Source organism: Lentisalinibacter orientalis, assembly GCF_040706535.1.
In the GTDB taxonomy this organism is placed as follows: domain Bacteria; phylum Pseudomonadota; class Gammaproteobacteria; order Steroidobacterales; family Woeseiaceae; genus Lentisalinibacter; species Lentisalinibacter orientalis.
Window position 1 is genome coordinate 82,248 of record NZ_JAPDRJ010000005.1, and the last position, 19,561, is coordinate 101,808.

A 19,561-nucleotide genomic window follows, 5' to 3' on the forward strand; every position below is an offset into this window, starting at 1 on the left:
CCCGGCTAACCGTTATAATCCCGCCTCCGCCCCAGCTGCGGACCAACCGCGAGCCGTCATGGAATACGCCCACCGCCACAATCTCGTCGACAAGGACCGTGCCGGGCAGGACCGCCCGTGGGGCATCCGCGTCACGCTGCCGCCGTCGGACCCGTTCAACAACCTGGTCGACGAGGACTGGGAGAAGGTCCACTGGTACGCCACCGAGCGCGAACGAGACGAGGCGCTGGAGCGCATGCGCACCCGCCACGGCTACTACCGCATCGGCGACGAGGTGAGCCTCATCTTCGAGAAGGTGGGGAAGCAGACCTGATGCCGCTCCGCGCCGGACACGGAGCCCGCCTCACGCCGGCGCTCCTGCCGGCCGCCGCGCTGTGGGCGGGCGCCGCGATGCCCGCGGCAGCGCAGACGACGACGGCCGCGGAACCGATCCAGGAGATCGTGGTCACCGCCACCCGGCGCGACCAGCCGCTCATCACGGCGACCGGCAACGCCGCGCGGATCGAGGGCGAGGCGATCGAGGCGCTGGGGCATCATCACGTGCACGAACTCATGCTGGAGATGCCGGGCACGTGGATCAGCCGCGGCAGCGGTCAGGAGCATCTCACTGCCATACGCTCGCCCGTCCTGACCGGCGCCGGCTCCTGCGGCGCGTTCCTGTTCCTCGAGGACGGCCTGCCCGTGCGTCCCACCGGCTTCTGCAACGTCAACCAGCTGTTCGAGGTGAACACGGAACAGGCCAGCGCCGTGGAGGTGGTGCGGGGTCCCGGCAGCGCCTTCTACGGCTCCAACGCCCTGCACGGACTGGTGAACGTCATCACGCCGGACCCGCGCAGCGACCGACGCCGCGGCTTCAGCGCGGAAGCGGGGCCGAACGACTACCTGCGGGGCTCGGCGCGCTGGGCGGGTGGCGAGGCGGCGCCCTGGGCGCTGCGGCTGCACGGTGAGCAAGACGGCGGCTTCCGCGCGGATTCCGGCTACGGACAGGGCAAGCTGAACCTGAACCTGGTGACGCCGCTGGCCGGCCGCGAGATGCGCTGGTCGTTCGCCGCGACCCACCTGGAACAGGAGACGGCCGGCTATATCCTCGGCGAAGATGCCTACGAGGACCCGGACCTCAACCGTACCAACCCCAACCCGGAGGCCTTCCGTAACGCGGACGCGCAGCGGCTCAGCGCCCGCTGGGCGGCCTTCAAGGGCGACACGGTCGAGCTGGACCTCACCGCCTACGCCCGCCGCTCCGACATGGAGTTCCTGCAGCACTTCCTGCCGGGACAACCGCTGGAGGAGAACGGCCAGGTGAGCGCCGGCCTGAACGGCGTGCTCGACTTCGCCGGCGCCAGCCTGCCGCTGCTCGCCGGCATCGACATGGAGTGGTCCGACGGCTACCTGCGCCAGACCCAGGACGGTCGGGTGGAGGACGGCCCGCCCTTCCTGGTCGAGACGCGGCCGCCGGGCAAGCAATACGACTACGAGGTGGCGGCCTGGTCGGCTGCGCCCTTCTTGCACTGGACGCCGACCATCGGCGAGCGGCTCACGCTGGAGCTCGGCCTGCGCCTCGAGCACCTCAGCTACGACTACGACAACCGCATGCTCGCGGGCAACACCCGGGACGACGGCACGCCCTGCGGCTTCGGCGGCTGCCTCTATACCCGTCCCGCCGATCGCAGCGACGATTTCACCAATCTCGCGCCGAAGCTCGGCTTCAACTACCGCCTGGACGCGGCACAGGCCCTGTTCGCCAACCTGCGCCGGGGCTTCCGCGCGCCCCAGGCCACCGAGCTCTATCGCCTGCAGAACGGCCAGGAAGTGGCCGACCTGGACAGCGAACGCGTGGACAGCCTCGAGCTCGGCTATCGCCGCCTGGGCGAGGCCGTTCGGCTGGAGCTGGTCGGCTTCCTGATGGACAAGGAGGACAGCGTCCTCAGGGACGCGGAGGGCTTCAACGTGAGCGGCGGCGCCAGCCGGCACGTCGGCGTCGAGGTGAACTTCGACTGGTTGCTCGCCGACACGCTGAGCCTGTCGCTGGACGGCACCTGGACGCGCCAGACCTACCGCTTCGACCTGGTGGCCGATCGCGGCGAGACCTTCGTCTCCGGCAACCTGGTGGATACGGCGCCGCAGACGCTCGCCAACCTGAAGCTGCGCTGGGAGCCGGTGCCGGGCTACGCCTTCACCGCGGATCTGCGCCATCAGGGCAGCTATTACCTGGACGCCGAGAACGAACACCGCTATCCGGGCCACGAACTGCTCGATCTGGGCGCCGAGCTCGACCTCTCGCCCCGGCTCGGCCTGCGCGCCCGGCTGAACAACGTCGCCGACCGGGACTACGCTGACCGCGCCGACTTCGCCTTCGGCAATTACCGCTATTTCCCGGGCCGCGGCCGGGAGCTTTACGTGGAGCTGGCCTGGCGGCTGGCGCCGGCCCGCTAGCGGGGTGGGACTGCCGCGGCCTATCCCTCATAATACGGGCATCGCGCGACGCCGGCGCCCGCCTCCGGGCGCCGCCGCCGGAACAACGACATCCAGAACGGAGACACCATGTCCGAACCAACACTGACACCGCCCCAGGGCGGCGAGAAGATCGTCAACGACAACGGCAACCTGCGCGTGCCGGACAATCCCATCATCCCCTACATCGAGGGTGACGGCACCGGTCCGGACATCTGGGCCGCGGCCGTGCGGGTCTTCGACGCGGCCGTGGAGAAGGCGTACGACGGCAAGCGCAAGATCCACTGGATGGAGATCTTCGCCGGCCAGAAGTCCAACGACCGCTACAACAGCTGGCTGCCGGAGAGCACGGTGGAGGCGTGCCGGGAGTACCTGGTCGCCATCAAGGGCCCGCTGACCACGCCCATCGGCGGCGGTATCCGCTCCCTGAACGTGGCGCTGCGCCAGCTGCTCGACCTCTACGTCTGCCTGCGGCCGGTGCGCTGGTTCAAGGGCGTGCCCTCGCCGGTGCGCAACCCCGCCGACGTGGATATGGCGATCTTCCGCGAGAACACGGAGGACATCTACGCCGGCATCGAGTTCCAGGAGGGCTCCGACGACAACGCGCGCTTCCTGCGCATCTTCAAGGAGAACTTCCCGGCCGAGTACAACAAGATCCGCTTTCCCGAGACCTCGGGCATCGGCATCAAGCCGATCTCCCGGGAGGGCACCGAGCGGCTGGTGCGGGCGGCCATCCAGTACGCCATCGACAACAAGCGCAAGAGCGTGACCTTCGTGCACAAGGGCAACATCATGAAGTTCACGGAAGGCGCCTTCCGCAACTGGGGCTACCGGCTGGCGGAGACCGAGTTCGCCGACCAGACCTACACCTGGGATCAGTACGACCGCACCAAAGCCGAGAAAGGTGGCGACGCGGCCAACGCGGAGCAGGAGGCGGCGCTGGCCGAGGGCCGCATCCTCATCAAGGACGCGATCGCCGACATCACCCTGCAGCAGGTGCTGACGCGACCGGCCGAGTTCGACGTGATCGCCACCATGAACCTGAACGGCGACTACCTCTCGGACGCTCTGGCCGCCCAGGTCGGCGGCATCGGCATCGCGCCCGGCGGCAACATCAACTACGAGACCGGCCACGCCGTGTTCGAGGCCACCCACGGCACCGCGCCGAAGTACGCGGGGCAGGACAAGGTGAATCCGGGCTCGCTGATCCTCTCCGGCGAGATGATGCTGCGTCATCTCGGCTGGGAGGAAGCCGCCGACAAGATCATCGCAGCCATGGACGCGACCATCGGCTCCAGGACTGTCACCTACGACTTCGCCCGCCTCAAGGAAGGCGCCACCGAGGTGAAGTGCAGCGAATTCGCCACGGCGATGATCGGCAACATGTAAGCCGACGGATCGCGTCGATCTTGAGCGCCGACGACAACGCCTCCACGATGGCCGCCGATACGGCGGAGTACATCGTGGAGGCGTTCCTCCATTACAACCGGGAATTCCGCCTGATCACCCAGCGAGCCCGCGGGCGGTTCGAGCGGCGGGAGTGGGCCGCGGGCCAGCAGGACGCGGCCGAGCGCATCGACCTCTACGACAAGATCGTCAACGGCACCGTCGCCGAGCTCAAGGCGCGTCTCGGCGACCGGGGGCAGGACCGGGAACTCTGGGCGGCTATCAAGGAACACTATGCCCGGATGATCCTCGAGTATCCGGACTCGGAGTTCTTCAAGACCTTCTTCAGCTCCATCACCCGGCGCATCTTCGCCACCATCGGCGTGGACCCGGCCGTGGAGTTCATCGCGCTGGACGTCGAGCCGACCGAGCACCTGCTGGACGGTATCCAGCGCCGCGTCTACAAGAACCGGGGTGCGCTCGACTTCGTCTTCGACGAGGTGCTGTCGGATTACAGCTTCTCGGTGCCGTTCCGCGACCGCGAGCGCACCATCAACTACATCACGCTGGAGGTGGACGCCTTCCGCGGGTCGCACGGGGCCGATGCGCGGATCCGCCGCATCGAACTGCTGGAGCCCGTCTTCTACCAGGGCACGCGGGCGTACCTCGTCGGCCGCATCCAGGGCAACGACTGGTGGTCGCCGCTGGTGATCGCGCTGAAGAACACGGACGAGGGCATCTATGCGGACGCGGTGATCCTGTCGGAGAACGACGTCAGCATGCTGTTCGGCTTCACCCGCAGCTATTTCCACGTGGACCTGGAGGTGGTGGGGGCGACGGTCGCCATGCTGAAGTCCATGCTGCCGCAAAAGCCGATCGCCGAGATCTACACGGTGCTGGGCCGGGCGAAGCAGGGTAAGACGGAGCGCTACCGCAGTTTCTTCCACCACCTCGAGCAGTCGGACGACCTGTTCGTGCGGGCGCGGGGCGACAAGGGCATGGTGATGGAGGTGTTCACGCTGCCCTCCTACGACATCGTGTTCAAGATAATCAAGGATCGCTTCGCGTTTCCGAAGACGACGGTGCGCAAGGACGTGCTGGAGAAGTATCAGCTGGTGTTCAAGCACGACCGGGCCGGGCGGCTGGTGGACGCGCAGGAATTCCGCCAGCTGGAATTCGGCAAGCACCGCTTCGAGCCGTCGCTGCTGGAGGATCTGCTGACCGGCTGCGCGGATACCTGTCGGATCGAGGGTGAGGATCTGGTCGTGGAGCACGCCTACATCGAGCGCCGGCTGACGCCGCTGAATCTCTATGTGCAGGAGGCGGAGCCCGATGACGCGCTGCGGGCGGTCATCGACTACGGCCAGGCGATACGGGATCTGGCCTTCAGCAATATCTTCGCCGGCGACCTGCTGCTGAAGAACTTCGGCGTCACCCGCCACGGCCGGGTGATCTTCTACGACTACGACGAGCTGTGCCTGGTCACCGAGGCGAATTTCCGCAACATGCCAACACCGCGGGACGACATGGAGGAGATGCAGTCGGGTGCCTGGTTCTACGTGGGCCCGAACGACGTGTTCCCGGAGCAGTTCATCGAGTTCCTCGGACTGAAGCCAGACTACCGGGAGGCCTTCATGGAGCACCACTCGGAACTGCTGCAGGCGGAGTGGTGGATCGGCGTGCAGAAGCGGCTGAAGGCGGGCGAAATCATCGAGGTAGTCCCCTACTCCCCCCGAAGCTGGACCGACCACCGCGGCCCGGGCCTCTACGCCCTGCGTCACTAATAAGAATAAGGTGCCGGACCGAACTTTTTAAACTTTTGAAACTTATTTGCCGGGAAGACGGCGGGCAATGGTGGCAGCCGCCTTTGTACTGCCACGAGGAATAAGTTTCAAAAGTTTAAAAAGTTCGGTCCGGCACCTGAAAGCGGTCGAGGCGTTGGTGGTAGGCGGACTTCGCGGCACTGCGTTCTTCGTCGCTCCAGCCCAGGTGGTCGCCAGCGACCGACGCCACGGCGTCCAGCACGTCCAGCCCCAGCTGCGGACCCAGGCCGATCATCATGCGCCGTTGCAGCAGATCGTCCAGCGTCCGGGCATGTTCCTGCTCCAGGCTGAAGACCACCTCCGCCGCGATCGCGCCGGTGCGCTCGCAGACGATCTCACCCAGCGCGGGCTCGGCGACCGCCATCTCCGCGATCTCCAGGGCCCGGCTGCCGTAGACCGATAGCAGGTGGCCGGCAGTCTTCTCCGCGACGATCCCGGCCGCAGCCAGCCGCTCCCGCGCCTCCTCGAACTCCGCGCCACCGGGCAGCGGCTCGTCATCGGTGGGACACCCCGGCAGATCCCGCTCCAGCAGCCGCCCGATGCGGTCCACGACCTCCTCCGCCAAGTGGCGGTAAGTGGTCAGTTTGCCGCCGATGATCGACAGCAGCCCGCGCGCCACGTCGTCATGCTCGCGGATGATGTGCTTGCGCGTGATCGCGCCCTCCGGCCCCTCCTCCCAGGGCAACGGCCGCACGCCACAATAGGTGTAGTGCACCGATTGCCGCCGGAGGCCGGCCCGCGGGAAGACCCGGTTGGCCTCCGCCAGCAGGTAGTCCACCTCCTCGGCGCTCGCCCGGGCGTCGGCGGGATCACCGGAATACCGGATATCCGTCGTGCCGATCAAATACAGCCCGGCCCACGGGATGATGAACATCGGCCGCCCGTCGGCCTCCGCCTCGATATAGAACGCGCTCTTCGGCGCGCCCTCGAACGGCGAGACCACCACGTGGCTGCCCTTCGAGCCGCCCATCAGCCGCGGCAGCCGCGCGGGCAGGCCTTTCAGCACCCGGTCCACCCACGGACCGCCCGCGTTTACGACCACCGGCGCATGCACGCGGTGCCGCTCGCCTGTGGCGAGGTCCCGATACTCGACCCCGTCCATCGTACCCGAGCCGTCGCACAGCGCCTCCACCCGGCAATAGTTGCGGAGCTCGGCGCCGGCCCGCTCGGCCGCCACCAGATTCTCGATCACCAGTCGCTCCGCCCAGGGCACCTGGGCGTCGTAATAAGCGGCCGCCCCACGCAGCCCCTCGGCCAGTATCCCCGGCTCCTCGGCCAGCAGCTCCCGCCGGCTCAGCATGTCGTGCCCCGGCAGCTCCTTGCCGAGCGAGAGCAGATCATAGGCGAGCATGCCCGCGCGGATCAGCGCCTTGCCCCGCCGCGCGCCCCGATAGACCGGGATCACCAGCTTCAGCGGATGCACCAGGTGCGGCGCGGCCTCGAGCAGGTGGCGCCGCTCGTGCAGCGACTCGTACACCAGCGAGATCTCCGCGTATTCCAGATAGCGCAGCCCGCCGTGGATGAGCCGGCTGGACCAGGCCGTGGTGCCCGCGGAGAAGTCGTCCTGCTCGAGCAGCAGCACATCGAGCCCCCGCTCCGCCGCATCCCGCGCGATACCCGCGCCGTTGATGCCGCCGCCGATAACGACGACATCGTAGCGGGACCCGCTCCCGCCCTCGCCGGCCGCGGCCTCGCTCACGGCCGCGTCTGCCCGTCGCCGCGAACCAGGTACTTGTAGCTCGTGAGCTGCTCGGCGCCGACCGGCCCGCGCGCGTGGATGCGCCCGGTGGCGATGCCGATCTCCGCGCCCATGCCGAACTCGCCGCCGTCGGCGAACTGGGTGGACGCGTTATGCAGCAGGATGGCGCTGTCGAGCTCGCGGAAGAACCGCTCCACCGGCGCCGGGGCTTCCGCGATGATGGATTCCGTGTGCCCCGAGCCGTAGCGGCGGATGTGCCCGATGGCTCCCTCCACGGCGTCCACCACGCGGATGGCGATCACCGCGTCGAGATACTCGGTGCGCCAGTCCGCCTCGTCCGCCGGCTCGCAGCCGTCCAGTATCCGGCACGCCTCCGCATCGCCCCGCAGGCGGCAGCCCGCCTCGCCAAGCGCCGCGCCGATCCGCGGCAGCAGCGCACCGGCCACCGCGCGGTCCACCAGCAGCGTCTCCGCCGCGCCGCAGATGCCCGTGCGCCGCATCTTGGAATTGACGACGACCGCCACCGCCTTGTCCGGATCGGCACTCCCGTCCACGTAGACGTGGCACAGCCCCTCCAGATGACCGATGACGGGCACCCGGGCATCCCGCTGCACCCGCTCCACCAGGCTCCGGCCGCCCCGGGGCACGACCACGTCCACGCAGCCGTCCAGCCCCGACAGCAGCGCGCCGACCGCGGCCCGGTCCCGCGTGGGCACCATCTGGATGGCCGCCTCGGGCAGACCGGCGTCGGCCAGGCCGGCGGTGAGGCTGGCGAGAATCGCCCGGCTCGAGTGGTAGCTCTCCGAGCCGCCGCGCAGTATCACGGCGTTGCCGGACCTGAGGCACAGGCCGCCCGCATCCGCCGTCACATTCGGCCGGCTCTCGTAGATGATCCCGATTACACCCAGGGGCACGGTCACGCGCTGGATGACGAGGCCGTTCGGCCGGTCCCACTCGGCGATCACCCGGCCGACCGGATCCGGCAGCTCTGCAATGGCCTCCAGCCCGGCCGCCATGGCCTCGACCCTGCCTTCGTCCAGCGCGAGGCGATCCAGCATGGCCGCCGACAGGCCCTTCTCCCGGGCCAGCGCCATGTCCCTGCCGTTCGCGCTCAGCACGTCGGCGGCCGAGTCGCGCAGGTGCGCGGCCGCGGCCCTGAGCGCCTGCTCGCGCTGCTCGCCCGTGGAACGGGCCAGCTCGCCGGCGGCGTCGCGCGCGGCGCGCCCCATCTCTTCCATCAGTACGTCCACTTCCGCCTGCAGTACGCTTTCGTCCGCACTCGCGCGCGCGCGTTCGCTCATGCCGTCGCCTCGTCTTTCCGTCCGTCGTCCGCCGCCGCCGGAAACAGCACCAGATCGTCCCGATGGACCATCACGCTGCGGCCGGCGAAACCGAGTATCCGATCGATCTCCGCCGAGCGCCTGCCGAGGATGCGGCGGGCGTCCTCCGCGCCATAGGCGATCATACCGCGGCCGATCTCCGTGCCGTCGGCGTCGGCGAGCGCCACGGTATCGCCGCGGGCGAACTCGCCCTCCACCGCCGTGACGCCCACCGGCAGCAAGCTGCCGCCCCGGGCCAGCGCGGCCACCGCGCCGGCATCCAGCCGCAGCCGGCCGCGCACTTCCAGGCTGCCGGCGATCCAGCGCTTGCGCGCCGCCACCGGACTGGCACCCGCCCGGAACAGGGTGGACCGCCCGCCCGCCGCCAGCGCCGCGATCGGGGCTCTCACCCGGCCGTCGGCGATGATCATGTCGCAGCCCGCCGCCAGCGCGATACGGGCCGCGGCGAGCTTGGTGAGCATGCCGCCGGAACCCCAGCGGGAAGAAACCGGCCCGGCCATCGCCTCGATCTCCGGCGTCAGACGCTCGACCTCCGGGATGTGTTCCGCACCGGCATCCGTGGCCGGATCGGCCGTGTACAGGCCGTCGATATCCGAAAGCAGCAGCAGGCCGTCCGCGCTGATCATCTGCGCCACCCGGGCCGCGAGGCGGTCGTTGTCGCCGTAGCGCAGCTCGTCCGTGGCCACGGTGTCGTTCTCGTTGATGACCGGCATCGCGCCGAGCTCCAGCAGCGTCTCCAGCGTGCCGCGGGCATTCAGATGACGGCGCCGGTCCTCGGTGTCGTCCGGCGTGACCAGCACCTGGGCGACAGTCACGCCGTGATCCGCCATCACCGACTGCCAGGCATGGGCGAGGCGCACCTGGCCCACCGCAGCCGCCGCCTGCTGCTCCTCCAGCCGGGAGCGGCGGCGCGCGAGTCCGAGGGGTGCGCTGCCGAGCGCCACGGCGCCGGAGGAGACGACCAGCACCTGGCGTCCCTCGGCGCGGAGCGCGGCCAGGTCGGCCGCCAGCGCCGCCAGCCAGTCACGGTCCAGCGCGCCGTCCTCCGTGGTCAGCAGTGCCGAGCCGATCTTGACCACCAGCCGCCGGTAGTCCCCCGGTCTGCCGCGTGAACTCACGGCCTCGGCTCCGACGGTCTCAGGCGCTGTCGCGCAGGCCGGACTCGTGGGCCAGCACCTGCTCGCCCCGGGACATGGCCAGCGCGCCGCTGCGCACCACCGCGATGATCCGCGCGATGCCGGCGGCGCGGTCCATGAAATCCTGCACTTCCTTCACGGTGGCCGTCAGCTCAAGGGTGAAGCTGTTCTGGGAGTCGTCGAGGACGCGCGCGCCGGCCGCGTCGACCAGCCCGCGCAGCTGTTCGTAGGCGCCGGTGGGTACCTTCAGTTTCAGCAGCAACAACTCCCGCTCGAAGTGCTCGCCCAGCGTCATGTCGTGGATGTTCACCACGTCGATGAGCTTGCCCATCTGACTCACGATCTGGGCGATGACCGCATCGGAGCCGCTCGAGACCACGGTGAGCCGGGACAGCGTCGGGTCGTCCGTGGGCGCCACGTTCAGCGATTCGATGTTGTAGCCGCGCGTGGAGAACATGCCCGTGAGACGGGTCAGTGCCCCCACCTCGTTCTGCATGAGTACGGAGATGACGTGTCGCATGATCCGGCGGGTCCCGTGACAAGAATGACGTAACGTGATGATACTGGCGCTTATTCCCGCCTATTGCAATGCACAAGGAATTGACCGAGACTCGATCGGACCCTTGATTTTCCGCCGTTCCCGGAGTTGCGGCAGGCCGCAGCCCCCAGCGCGATGCCGCGAGCGAGTTGCCATGAGCGAGATCAGCGAGACGAGAGCCACCCCCGCCCACCCGCTGGCGGGCAAGACCATGACCGGCGCGGACATCATCGTGCAGGTACTGGTGGACGAGGGCGTGGACACGATCTTCGGCTACAGCGGCGGCGCGATCCTGCCGACCTACGACGCCGTGTTCCGCTACAACGACGAGCACCGGGGCGAGGACGGGCGCTCGCCCGTGCCGCTGGTCGTGCCCGCGAACGAACAGGGCGCCGGTTTCATGGCGGCCGGCTATGCGCGGGCCAGCGGTAAGGTGGGCGTGGTCATGGTGACCTCCGGCCCCGGCGCCACCAACACGGTGACGCCGGTGCGCGACTGCATGGCCGACTCGGTGCCCATCGTCGTCATCAGCGGCCAGGTGCCCACGGGCGCCATCGGCAGCGACGGCTTTCAGGAGGCGCCGGTCTCCGCCATCATGGGCGCCGTCGCCAAGCACGTGTTCCTGGTCACCGACCCGGAGCGCCTCGAGGCCACTGTGCGCACCGCCTTCGAGATCGCCCGCACCGGCCGGCCCGGGCCGGTGGTGGTGGACGTCCCCAAGGACGTGCAGAACTGGGAGGGCACCTTCCGCGGCAGCGGCTCGCTGCCCGTGCCGGGCTATCGGCGCCGGCTCCAGACGGCCATGAGCGACTCGCTCTCGGCCGAGCAGTGCGAGAACTTCTACCGCATGCTGGCCGAGGCCGAGCGTCCGCTGATCTACGCGGGCGGCGGCGTCGTCAACTCCAACGGCACCGAGGCGCTGCGCGAGTTCGCCGACCAGCACGGCATCCCCGTCACGACCACCCTCATGGGCATCGGCGCGGCCGACACCACCCGGCCGCTGTCGCTGCACATGCTGGGCATGCACGGCACGGCCTTCGCCAACTACGCGGTGGAGGACTGCGATTTCCTCATCGCCGTGGGCGCGCGCTTCGACGACCGGGTGGCGGGGGTGCCGAAGAAGTTCGCCCCGAATGCGCGCTACATCGCCCACTTCGACGTCGACCCGTCGGAGATCGGCAAGGTGAAGAGCGTGCACTGGCACTACATCGGCGAGCTGACCTCCAGCCTGCGCAAACTGTCCGCGTACGGCCGGCGCATCGGCTTCGACAAGGACTATTCCCGCTGGCACGGCGAGATCGCCGACCTGAAAAAGACCTACGCGCTGAACTACGACCGGGAGAGCGAGCTGATCCAGCCCCAGTACGTCATCGAGGAGATCAACCGGCTGACCGGCGGCGAGGCCATCATCTCCACCGGCGTCGGCCAGCACCAGATGTGGGCGGCGCAGTATTTCGACTTCAAGGCGCCGCGCCTGTGGCTGACCTCGGGCAGCATGGGCACGATGGGCTTCGGCCTGCCGGCGGCCGTGGGTGCCCAGTTCGCGCGCCGCGACCGCCTGGTCATCGACATCGACGGCGACGCCAGCATCCGCATGAACCTCGGCGAGCTGGAGACGGTCACCACCTACGAGCTGCCGGTGAAAGTCGTGGTGCTGAACAACTACGGCGACGGCATGGTGAAGCAGTGGCAGCGGCTCTACTACCGCGGCCGCCTGTCGGCCAGCGACAAGTCGCTGCACAGCAAGGACTTCGTCAAGGCGGCCCAGGCCGACGGCTTCCGGTACGCCGTGCGGCTCGAGGACAAGCAGCAGGTGCCCGAGACCATCCGCGAGTTCATCGAGTATCCCGGCCCGGCGTTCCTCGAGGTCATCATCGACCCGGAGGCGAGCGTCTTCCCGATGGTGGGCCCGGGCATGCCCTACTCGGAGATGATCACCGGCGACTTCATCCCGAGCCGCAGCAAGCAGGGCTCGCGGGAGGCCGGTCCGTCCGAGATGTTCTGACCGCGCGCCGCCGCGTGTGCGCGGCCGCGCTCAGGGGCGGCCGTGGCGTTCGGCCAGCGCCTCGATGGTGGCGGGCGCATTCTCCTGGCGGATCAGCGCGCGCCGGCGCAGGAAGCGCCGCATGCCGGCCGGCCCCATGCGTGAGCCGCCCAGTCCGGAACATTTGAACGAATCCTTCTCCGCCTCGTAGAACCGGGCGGTCATCGCGCCGTCGTTGAGGCTGACGGCACCGGCTTCCAGGTGCCGGCCCACGGCCTCGGCCTCCTCCAGGCTGCCGGCCAGGACCGCGGCCGAGAGGCCGAACTCGCTGTCGTTGGCGAGCGCGACGGCCTCCTCCACGGTATCGAACGGCATCACCGGGATCACCGGCCCGAAGGTCTCCTCGCGCATCAGCGCCATGCCGTGATCGACGCCCGTCACCACCGTCGACCGTATCCACAGGCCGCCACCGTGGGTCTCGATCTCGCCGCCCGTCCGGATGTGCGCGCCCCGCGCCACCGCCTCTGCCAGCTGCGCGCGGATGGTCTCCGCCTGCCGGTCGAAGATCAGCGGACCGATGTGGCCTTCGTGGATGTCGGGCCAGTTCAGCTCCACCCGCTCCGCCGCAGCGACCAGCGCCGCGACGAACTCGTCGAAGATTTCCCGCGCAACGTACACGCGCTCGATGGACTGACAGGCCTGTCCGGTCGCCGTCACCGACGCCCGCAGCGCCGTGGCCGCCGCCTGTTTCGGGTCGGCGCTCGCCAGCACGAGCATGGGATCCTTGCCGCCGAGCTCCAGGAACGCCGGGATGAAGCGGGCGGCGGCCGCCGCGCCCACTTTGCGCCCGGTGGCCACGCTGCCGGTGAAGCACACGGCGTCCACGTTGTCGATCAGCGCCGCGCCCGTGGCGCCGTCGCCCTGCACGAAGCCGAGCACGGCATCGAGCGCCGGCACCTCCGCCAGCGCCGCGGCGAGCGGCGCGACGAAGCGTGGCGTCACCTCGCTCGGCTTCACCAGCACCGCGCAGCCCGCGATCAGCGCCGGTATGGCGTCGATGAGCGACAGCGTCAGCGGGAAGTTCCAGGGGCTGATGGCGCCCACCAGCGGCACGGGCACCAGCTGGGTGCGGTAGGTGATGCCCGGTACCGACGATGAGCGCAGCGGCTCGGCCAGGATCTCCGGCGCGAGCCGCGACCAGCGCTGCACGGTGCCGGCGATGCCGTCGATCTCCGCGACCGAGACGAAATAACGCCCGGTGTCGGCGGCCAGGGCGTCCAGCAGCGCTTGCCGATGTCGCTCTATCGCGGCGACCCATTCATCGAGTACGCCGATGCGCTCGTCGAGCGGCCGCGCCGCCCAGGCGGGCTGGCCCGCCCGCAGGCGGGCCGCGGCGGCCGCCACGGTCCCGGCGTCGGCCGCCGCGATCCGGTAGTCGTACTCGCCGGTACGGGGATTGCGGACGTCGAGCAGGCGCTCGTCGCTCATGGCGTTCCGGGGCGCTTTCCGGCGTCCTGACGACGGCGGAGGATCAGTGGCGGGACTCCGTTTCCTCGCGCGTTTCGCGGCGCTGCTCCATGAGGCTGCGGAAGTACGACCAGCTGGTGACGTTGCGGCGGGCATCGTCCACCGGCGGCGGCTCGCGATAGATCGGGTAGTTCTCCTCGATCTGCGCCTTCATGGTATCCGAAAGCTCGTCGTAACCGTTGATCTTGAGCCCTGCCGTGTGCATGTAGATGTCGCCGTGACGGCCGCCCATCTTCATCCAGGGCAGCCACTGGGAACGGCGCACCCAGCCCACGCGCACGTCGGCGGTGTGCTGGTCGGCGTCCACCAGGTCGTCGATGTCGCCCAGGAAGTTGAACATCTCGGTGGCATGGTAGGTGCCGCCGACGTAGGGCTGGTAATCGCCACCGAGAGGGTTGGGGTAGAACAGCGGCACCGTGATGGTCATCCACCAGGCGTTGTTCTTCATCGACAGGCCGACCTGATACGGCTCGCCGTCGGCGGTGCGCTCGAAGGTGGGCCGGCCGTTCACCGGATCGTTGGTGACGTGCACCACCTCCACGGTCTCGCCGGTCCAGGGGTTCTCCCACTCCTCCAGCACTTCGCCCGTCTCAGGGTCCTTGTAGAGCAGGATCTCGCGGCTCACCAGCCGATAACCCTCGCCGCGCTGCGGATCGGTGACCGTGCCGCACTGACGCACGTTCATGCCCTCCACCAGGAACAGCAACTTGTCGGCCTCGCCGGGCACGCGGCTGTAGGCCCGGCCGTGCCACCAGTAATACACCGGCTTCTCGTCCTCGAGGGAACACATGATCTTGCGCGAGGCGGCTACCGCACCGGCGCCGGTGGACAGATCGATCTCCGCCGACTGCGCGACGGGCGCAGCCACCAGTCCGGCAAGACCGGCAAGCGTCGCGACCACAACTGCAATCATCGCTCTCGGGCTCACGTGCATTCCTGTTCTCCTTCTCGCTGTTCCCGCAATGCCCGCCGGACCGCTCCCGCGCGGGCGGCTCAAGCTTATCATGCCGGTTCCGCGCCACCGCCGGTGAGGCGGCAGAAATCCCCGGCGGCCACGTTGCCGCCGGAGAGTACCACCACGGTGGTGCCGCCGGTGGCGACCTTGCCGGCCAGCAGTGCCGCGAGCGCCACGGCCCCGCCGGGCTCCAGCACCAGGTGCAGTTCCTCGAAGGCGTGGCGCATGGCGGCGACGGCCTCCTCGTCCGTGACCGTGAGGACGCCGGCGAGACGGCGCTGCAGCACCGGGAACGTCAGGCGGCCCGGCGCGGGCGTGAGCAGGGCATCGCAGACGGATCGCGCCTCCGGCGAGACGCTCTCCCGCCGGCCGCTGGCGAGCGACCGGGCCGTGTCGTCGAATGCCGCGGGCTCCACCGCCCAGATCTCCGCCGCCGGCGCGAGCGACTCAGCCGCCAGCGCGATGCCGGCGCTGAGACCCCCTCCGCCGCAGCACACCAGGATGCGGTCGGGCACGACGCCGAGCGCCCGGGCCTGACGACAGATCTCCAGCCCCACGGTGCCCTGGCCGGCGATCACCGCGTAGTGGTCATAGGAAGGCACCAGCGTCGCGCCGCGCTCCGCGGCGATGGCACGGCCGATCGCCTCGCGGTCCTCCCGATAGCGGTCGTAGGGGCGGATCTCCGCGCCGAGCCGGCGCGTCGCCTCCACCTTCCTTTGCGGCGCGTCCTCCGGCATGACGATGGTGGCGCGCATGCCGAGCAGCCGGGCCGCCTCCGCCACGCCCTGGGCGTGGTTGCCCGACGACCAGGCCACCACGCCGCGCTCCCGTGCCTCCGGCGGGATCTGCGCCAGGCAGTTGTAGGCGCCGCGGATCTTGAACGAGCCCGTGCGCTGCAGGCACTCCGGCTTCAGCAGCACCCGCCCCCCGGCCCGCTCGTTCAGCGCCGGCGATTCCAGCAGCGGCGTCTCGACGGCCACGCCCACGATGCGTGCGGCGGCGGCCTCGATGACCGCCAGGTCCGGCTCGCGCTCCGCCGTCATGGCGCCGCCCGCCGGCGCGCGCCCGCACGGAAACTGCTACGCTGCACGCTGCGTCCGGCGGCAGCCGCTATACGAATAGCGACACGAATTGCGACACGAAAAGCCGCCGGCAAACCCACTCGTCCCGGCAGCAAGGAGCCGTCATCCATGCAGGAACTGGCACTCGTCCTCGGCACGACCCTCATCGTCACCCTCGTCTGCGTGTTCATCCTGTGGCTGCTCAGCATACCGCTGAAGAACGCCAGCATCGTGGACATTTTCTGGGGCCCGGGCTTCGGCGTCATCGCCGTGGTCACCTGGTTCCTGGCCGAGGGCACGCCCGCGCGGCAGGACCTGCTGACGGCGCTCACCGTCATCTGGGCGGCGCGGCTCGGGCTGTACCTCGCCTGGCGCAACATCGGTCACGGCGAGGACCCCCGCTACCGCCGGATGCGCGAGAAGACCGAGGCCGCCGGCGGCAACTTCGTCACCGCCAGCCTGTTCAAGGTGTTCCTGCTGCAGGGCGTGCTGATGTGGCTGATCTCCATGCCCGTGCAGGTGGGCCAGATCTACGACCGGCCGGCCGAACTCGGCATCGTCGCCGCCATCGGCGCGGCCCTGTGGCTGATCGGCTTCCTGTTCGAGGCCGTCGGCGACTGGCAGCTGGCCCGCTTCAAGGCCGACCCCGCCAACGAGGGGCAGGTGATGGACCGGGGGCTGTGGCGCTATACCCGGCATCCGAACTACTTCGGCAACGCCTGCCTGTGGTGGGGCCTGTTCGTCATCGCCTGCGAGAATCCGGTGGGTCTGTGGACGGTCTACGCCCCCATCGCCATGACCTGGCTGCTGCTGAAGGTCAGCGGCGTGAGCCTGCTGGAGCGCTCGCTGAAGAAGACCAAGCCGAAGTACGAGGAATACGTGCGGCGCACCAGCGCGTTCTTCCCACTGCCGCCCAGGGACTGACGCCACTCACGCACCTGCGGCCAGCCGGTCGATCTTGGCCGCGCAGATGAAGTCGTTATCGGAAAGACCGTCGATGGCGTGGGTCGTGTAGCGCACCAGGCAGCGCCCGTAGCTCACCTCCATCACCGGGTGATGGCCCTCCACCGTCGCCACCCAGGCGACCGCGTTGGTGAAGGCGATGGTGCGCGCGAAACCGGTGAACTCGAAGTCCCGGCTGATGGACTTGCCGTCGCCGGACAGGTTCCATTCGGGGTCCAGCCCCTTCATCAGCGCCTGCGCCTGTTCGGTGGTCAACGGCTCCACGCCGCCCTCGCAGGGCCGGCAACGTCTCTCCGCCAGTGCCGTCATCGTCTCTTCCCCCAGTCGTCTGATCGTGCAATATACCCCGCGTGCCGGCCGCATTCGAGGCCCGCGCTCAGCCGGGCGGAGCGCTGCGCAGCCAGTCCCGCCGCAGGATGCCGTAGAGCGCGATATCCTCGCGCTCGCCCTCCTTGTGGAACGCCTCGCGAGCCACGCCTTCGGCACTCATGCCGATCTTCTCCATGACACGCCCGGAAGCCGGATTACGCAGCAGATGGTGGGCATGTATCCGATCCAGCTCGAGGACGCGGAAGCCGTAGTCCAGCACGGCCGCCGCCGCCTCCGTGCAGTAGCCGCGATTCCACCAGGGCACGCCCACCCAGTAGCCGAGTTCGCCACCGCCGGACGCCTCCCCATCCAGTTTGAGGCCAATCGAGCCGATCAGCGCCCCGTCAGGCGACAGCGTGATCGCAAAATTCACCAGCCTCCCCTCCGCGTACTCGCGGGCGTGAGTCTCTATCCACGCCTCCGCCAGACCGTCCTCGTAGGGATGCGGGATGTTCAGGGTGGTGTCGGCAATGGCACGGTCGCCGGCGAGCCGCTGCACGTCGGCGGCGTCGGAACGTTCGAAGGGGCGCAGCACGAGACGGGGTGTCCGCAGCGTTGGCCGGGGCGCCAGACCGCTCACCGGTCTACTCTCTCCGCCCGCTGCCGGATGGGGCCCTGATGCAGCACCAGGGCGTCCACGCGCCCGTCAGCGTCCCGCTCGAACAACAGATCGGCATCCACCGCCCTGTAGAAGAACCGGTCGTCCCCGCCGGGATAGACGGGCAGGAAGGGCTGACCCGTCAGGCGCGCCTCGAGACCCTCGTCGCCGAGGCGGATGGTGAAGCGCGCCGACTCGCTGATGGCGTACTCGCCCGTGTATTCCGCCAGGGCCTCCCGGGGCAGCGCCTTCTCGGAGCGACCGGCGGCTGCCGCCTGTTCGGCTACCTTCTCGGCTCGCTGCACGACACCGTTTTGCACGAGTTCCAGCGCCACCGCTGCCGTGCCACCCTCGCCGCGCACAAAGTGCACACTGGCATCCGCCACGTCGATGGCGTACCAGTCGTCACCCAGCGGCGTCAGGGACAGCGGCGGCTGCCCGGTCGCCTGGGCCAGCAGCCGGCCGCCGGACGCGAAGACGCCGATGCCGAACTGCGGGGTGACCCGGTACTGCCCGGTCACGGTCGTGTCCGGCGCCGGCGCGTCCGCCGGCCGCGGCTCGCCGCCCAGCCACTCCAGTCCCGCGGCGGTCGGGTCCGTATCGCCGCTCACGAGGATGGTCACGGCTTCGCCGGTCGCCGGACGAAAGCCCAGGAATGCACCGTAGCCGCCGGTGCGGCCGCTGTGCCAATAGACCGGTCCTTTGGCGCTGGCCGCCATGTGCCATACCCGGGTAAGCCGGTAAGGCCCCGCCCGTTCGACAACGATCTCCAGGTCCGCCGCCGGATCGTGGCGGAGGCCGGTTACGGCGGGGTCCAGATACCAGCGGGCCAGTCTCATGAGGTCGGTGGAAGTGGACCACAGGGCACCGGCAGCGGCGAGCGCGTCGAAACTCCACGCGGGTACGCGCTCACCCGAGCGATACCCCGTCGCTGCATCGCCGGCCGGCTCGAAGGTGGTCGAGTCCAGCCCGAGGAGATTGAGGACCCTCTCGCGCAACGCCGCCTCGTAGCCGCTGCCCTCCACCCGGCCCAGCAGCCAGCCGAGCAGACCGGCGCCGAAGTTCGAGTAGGCAAAGTGGTCGCCCAGGGGTTGTTTTTGCCGGGCCGCGGCAAGCCCGGCCAGCAATGCCGCCTCCCCGTAGCTCCGGTAGGGGTCGGCAGCATCCGCCGGCGTCAGGTTGGCAGGCAGCCGGGGGAGCCCGCTGGTATGGGTTGCCAGTTCGAGCAGCGTGGTCTCCGCCACGGCCGCATTGGCGAATTCGAACCCCGTTCCCCGTTCACCCAGGAGTTCGCCCAGCGTCGTGCCGTAATCGACGTCGCCTGCCGCGGTCATCTCCGCCAGCAGCAGGTGGGTAAAGGCCTTGGTGACGGAGCCGATCTGGAACTGCGTGTCGGGTCCCGCAGCCGGTGCCGCGTCCGCCGGCGAAATGCTGCCTCCGGCGTAATGGCGGGTCGCACCGCCCCGACGCTCGCCCACCACGATGGCGAGCGCGGCACCGGACGCCACCTGCTCGTCGACCCAGTCCTGCCGGTCGCTCGCCGGCGCGCCGCCGGCCACGGCCAGGAGCAGCCCGCCGAGCAGAAACCGACTGCTGATCGCACGCATACGGCAGCGGACATCGATAGGCATCGTTCTTCCTCCAATGACATTGCCGGGGCACCGCCCTGCCCGGCCGCAGCGGGCCGTCTGCACAAACCCGGAAACCGGACCGTATCGTGCCGCGTGTCGT

The 19,561-nt window shown here is 69.4% G+C and carries 16 protein-coding genes; 6 read left to right on the forward strand and 10 right to left on the reverse strand.

All coding sequences use genetic code 11. The annotated features are described in order from the left end of the window. Positions 1-58 precede the first annotated feature (58 nt). The 4 genes from ACJMK0_RS16145 to aceK all read left to right on the forward strand — a co-directional run bounded on the left by ACJMK0_RS16145 (position 59) and on the right by aceK (position 5,621). Positions 59-313 (forward strand): hypothetical protein, encoded by a 255-nt coding sequence (locus ACJMK0_RS16145; RefSeq protein WP_405239833.1) that lies wholly within the window; start codon positions 59-61, stop codon positions 311-313. Beyond that, a complete protein-coding gene (locus ACJMK0_RS16150) occupies positions 313-2,433 on the forward strand; it encodes a TonB-dependent receptor (protein ID WP_405239834.1) in 2,121 nt (706 codons plus the stop codon). Before ACJMK0_RS16145 ends, ACJMK0_RS16150 begins: the two co-directional genes overlap by 1 nt. Before the next feature lie 108 nt (positions 2,434-2,541). Then, positions 2,542-3,840, forward strand: a complete 1,299-nt coding sequence (gene icd / locus ACJMK0_RS16155) for an NADP-dependent isocitrate dehydrogenase (RefSeq protein ID WP_405239836.1) — start codon at positions 2,542-2,544, stop codon at positions 3,838-3,840. A gap of 20 nt (positions 3,841-3,860) precedes the next feature. Next, positions 3,861-5,621, forward strand: a complete 1,761-nt coding sequence (aceK, locus tag ACJMK0_RS16160) for a bifunctional isocitrate dehydrogenase kinase/phosphatase (protein ID WP_405239838.1) — start codon at positions 3,861-3,863, stop codon at positions 5,619-5,621. A gap of 115 nt (positions 5,622-5,736) precedes the next feature. Here the strand turns inward: aceK and glpD are convergent, their stop codons facing one another. Genes glpD through ilvN form a run of 4 tightly spaced genes read right to left on the reverse strand, consistent with a single transcriptional unit; the run spans position 5,737 to position 10,355 of the window. Continuing rightward, positions 5,737-7,359: a glycerol-3-phosphate dehydrogenase gene (gene glpD / locus ACJMK0_RS16165; RefSeq protein ID WP_405239840.1), complete on the reverse strand. Its 1,623-nt coding sequence runs from the start codon at positions 7,357-7,359 to the stop codon at positions 5,737-5,739. Continuing rightward, the gene (locus tag ACJMK0_RS16170; protein WP_405239842.1) at positions 7,356-8,660 is read right to left on the reverse strand and encodes a glutamate-5-semialdehyde dehydrogenase; all 1,305 of its coding nucleotides are present in this window, start codon (positions 8,658-8,660) and stop codon (positions 7,356-7,358) included. Before ACJMK0_RS16170 ends, glpD begins: the two co-directional genes overlap by 4 nt. After that, the gene (proB, locus tag ACJMK0_RS16175) at positions 8,657-9,817 is read right to left on the reverse strand and encodes a glutamate 5-kinase (protein WP_405239844.1); all 1,161 of its coding nucleotides are present in this window, start codon (positions 9,815-9,817) and stop codon (positions 8,657-8,659) included. The genes ACJMK0_RS16170 and proB overlap by 4 nt, the downstream gene beginning before the upstream one ends. Positions 9,818-9,836: 19 nt before the next feature. Then, complete coding sequence (gene ilvN / locus ACJMK0_RS16180; protein ID WP_405239846.1) at positions 9,837-10,355, reverse strand: acetolactate synthase small subunit; 519 nt, start codon at positions 10,353-10,355, stop codon at positions 9,837-9,839. A 172-nt stretch (positions 10,356-10,527) separates the two neighbouring features. Here ilvN and ilvB point away from each other — a divergent pair, with 172 nt between their 5' ends. Next, positions 10,528-12,378: a biosynthetic-type acetolactate synthase large subunit gene (gene ilvB, locus ACJMK0_RS16185; protein ID WP_405239848.1), complete on the forward strand. Its 1,851-nt coding sequence runs from the start codon at positions 10,528-10,530 to the stop codon at positions 12,376-12,378. Positions 12,379-12,408: 30 nt separating this feature from the next. Here the strand turns inward: ilvB and ACJMK0_RS16190 are convergent, their stop codons facing one another. The 3 genes from ACJMK0_RS16190 to ACJMK0_RS16200 form a co-directional block, all read right to left on the reverse strand. Then, positions 12,409-13,845: an aldehyde dehydrogenase family protein gene (locus tag ACJMK0_RS16190; RefSeq protein WP_405239849.1), complete on the reverse strand. Its 1,437-nt coding sequence runs from the start codon at positions 13,843-13,845 to the stop codon at positions 12,409-12,411. A 43-nt stretch (positions 13,846-13,888) separates the two neighbouring features. Then, positions 13,889-14,818 carry a DUF1838 family protein gene (locus ACJMK0_RS16195; RefSeq protein WP_405239851.1) on the reverse strand — a complete coding sequence of 310 codons (930 nt, stop codon included), beginning with the start codon at positions 14,816-14,818 and terminating at the stop codon, positions 13,889-13,891. Positions 14,819-14,886: 68 nt separating this feature from the next. After that, positions 14,887-15,882 (reverse strand): threonine ammonia-lyase, encoded by a 996-nt coding sequence (locus ACJMK0_RS16200; RefSeq protein ID WP_405239853.1) that lies wholly within the window; start codon positions 15,880-15,882, stop codon positions 14,887-14,889. A 147-nt stretch (positions 15,883-16,029) separates the two neighbouring features. Between ACJMK0_RS16200 and ACJMK0_RS16205 the strand changes: the two genes are divergently transcribed. Continuing rightward, positions 16,030-16,824: a DUF1295 domain-containing protein gene (locus tag ACJMK0_RS16205; RefSeq protein WP_405239855.1), complete on the forward strand. Its 795-nt coding sequence runs from the start codon at positions 16,030-16,032 to the stop codon at positions 16,822-16,824. 6 nt (positions 16,825-16,830) lie between these two features. Here the strand turns inward: ACJMK0_RS16205 and ACJMK0_RS16210 are convergent, their stop codons facing one another. The 3 genes from ACJMK0_RS16210 to ACJMK0_RS16220 all read right to left on the reverse strand — a co-directional run bounded on the left by ACJMK0_RS16210 (position 16,831) and on the right by ACJMK0_RS16220 (position 19,461). Then, positions 16,831-17,172, reverse strand: a complete 342-nt coding sequence (locus ACJMK0_RS16210) for a 4a-hydroxytetrahydrobiopterin dehydratase (RefSeq protein WP_405239857.1) — start codon at positions 17,170-17,172, stop codon at positions 16,831-16,833. 67 nt (positions 17,173-17,239) lie between these two features. Next, positions 17,240-17,812, reverse strand: a complete 573-nt coding sequence (locus tag ACJMK0_RS16215; RefSeq protein WP_405239859.1) for a GNAT family N-acetyltransferase — start codon at positions 17,810-17,812, stop codon at positions 17,240-17,242. After that, complete coding sequence (locus ACJMK0_RS16220; protein ID WP_405239861.1) at positions 17,809-19,461, reverse strand: serine hydrolase; 1,653 nt, start codon at positions 19,459-19,461, stop codon at positions 17,809-17,811. The genes ACJMK0_RS16215 and ACJMK0_RS16220 overlap by 4 nt, the downstream gene beginning before the upstream one ends. Between the last annotated feature and the right edge of the window lie 100 nt (positions 19,462-19,561).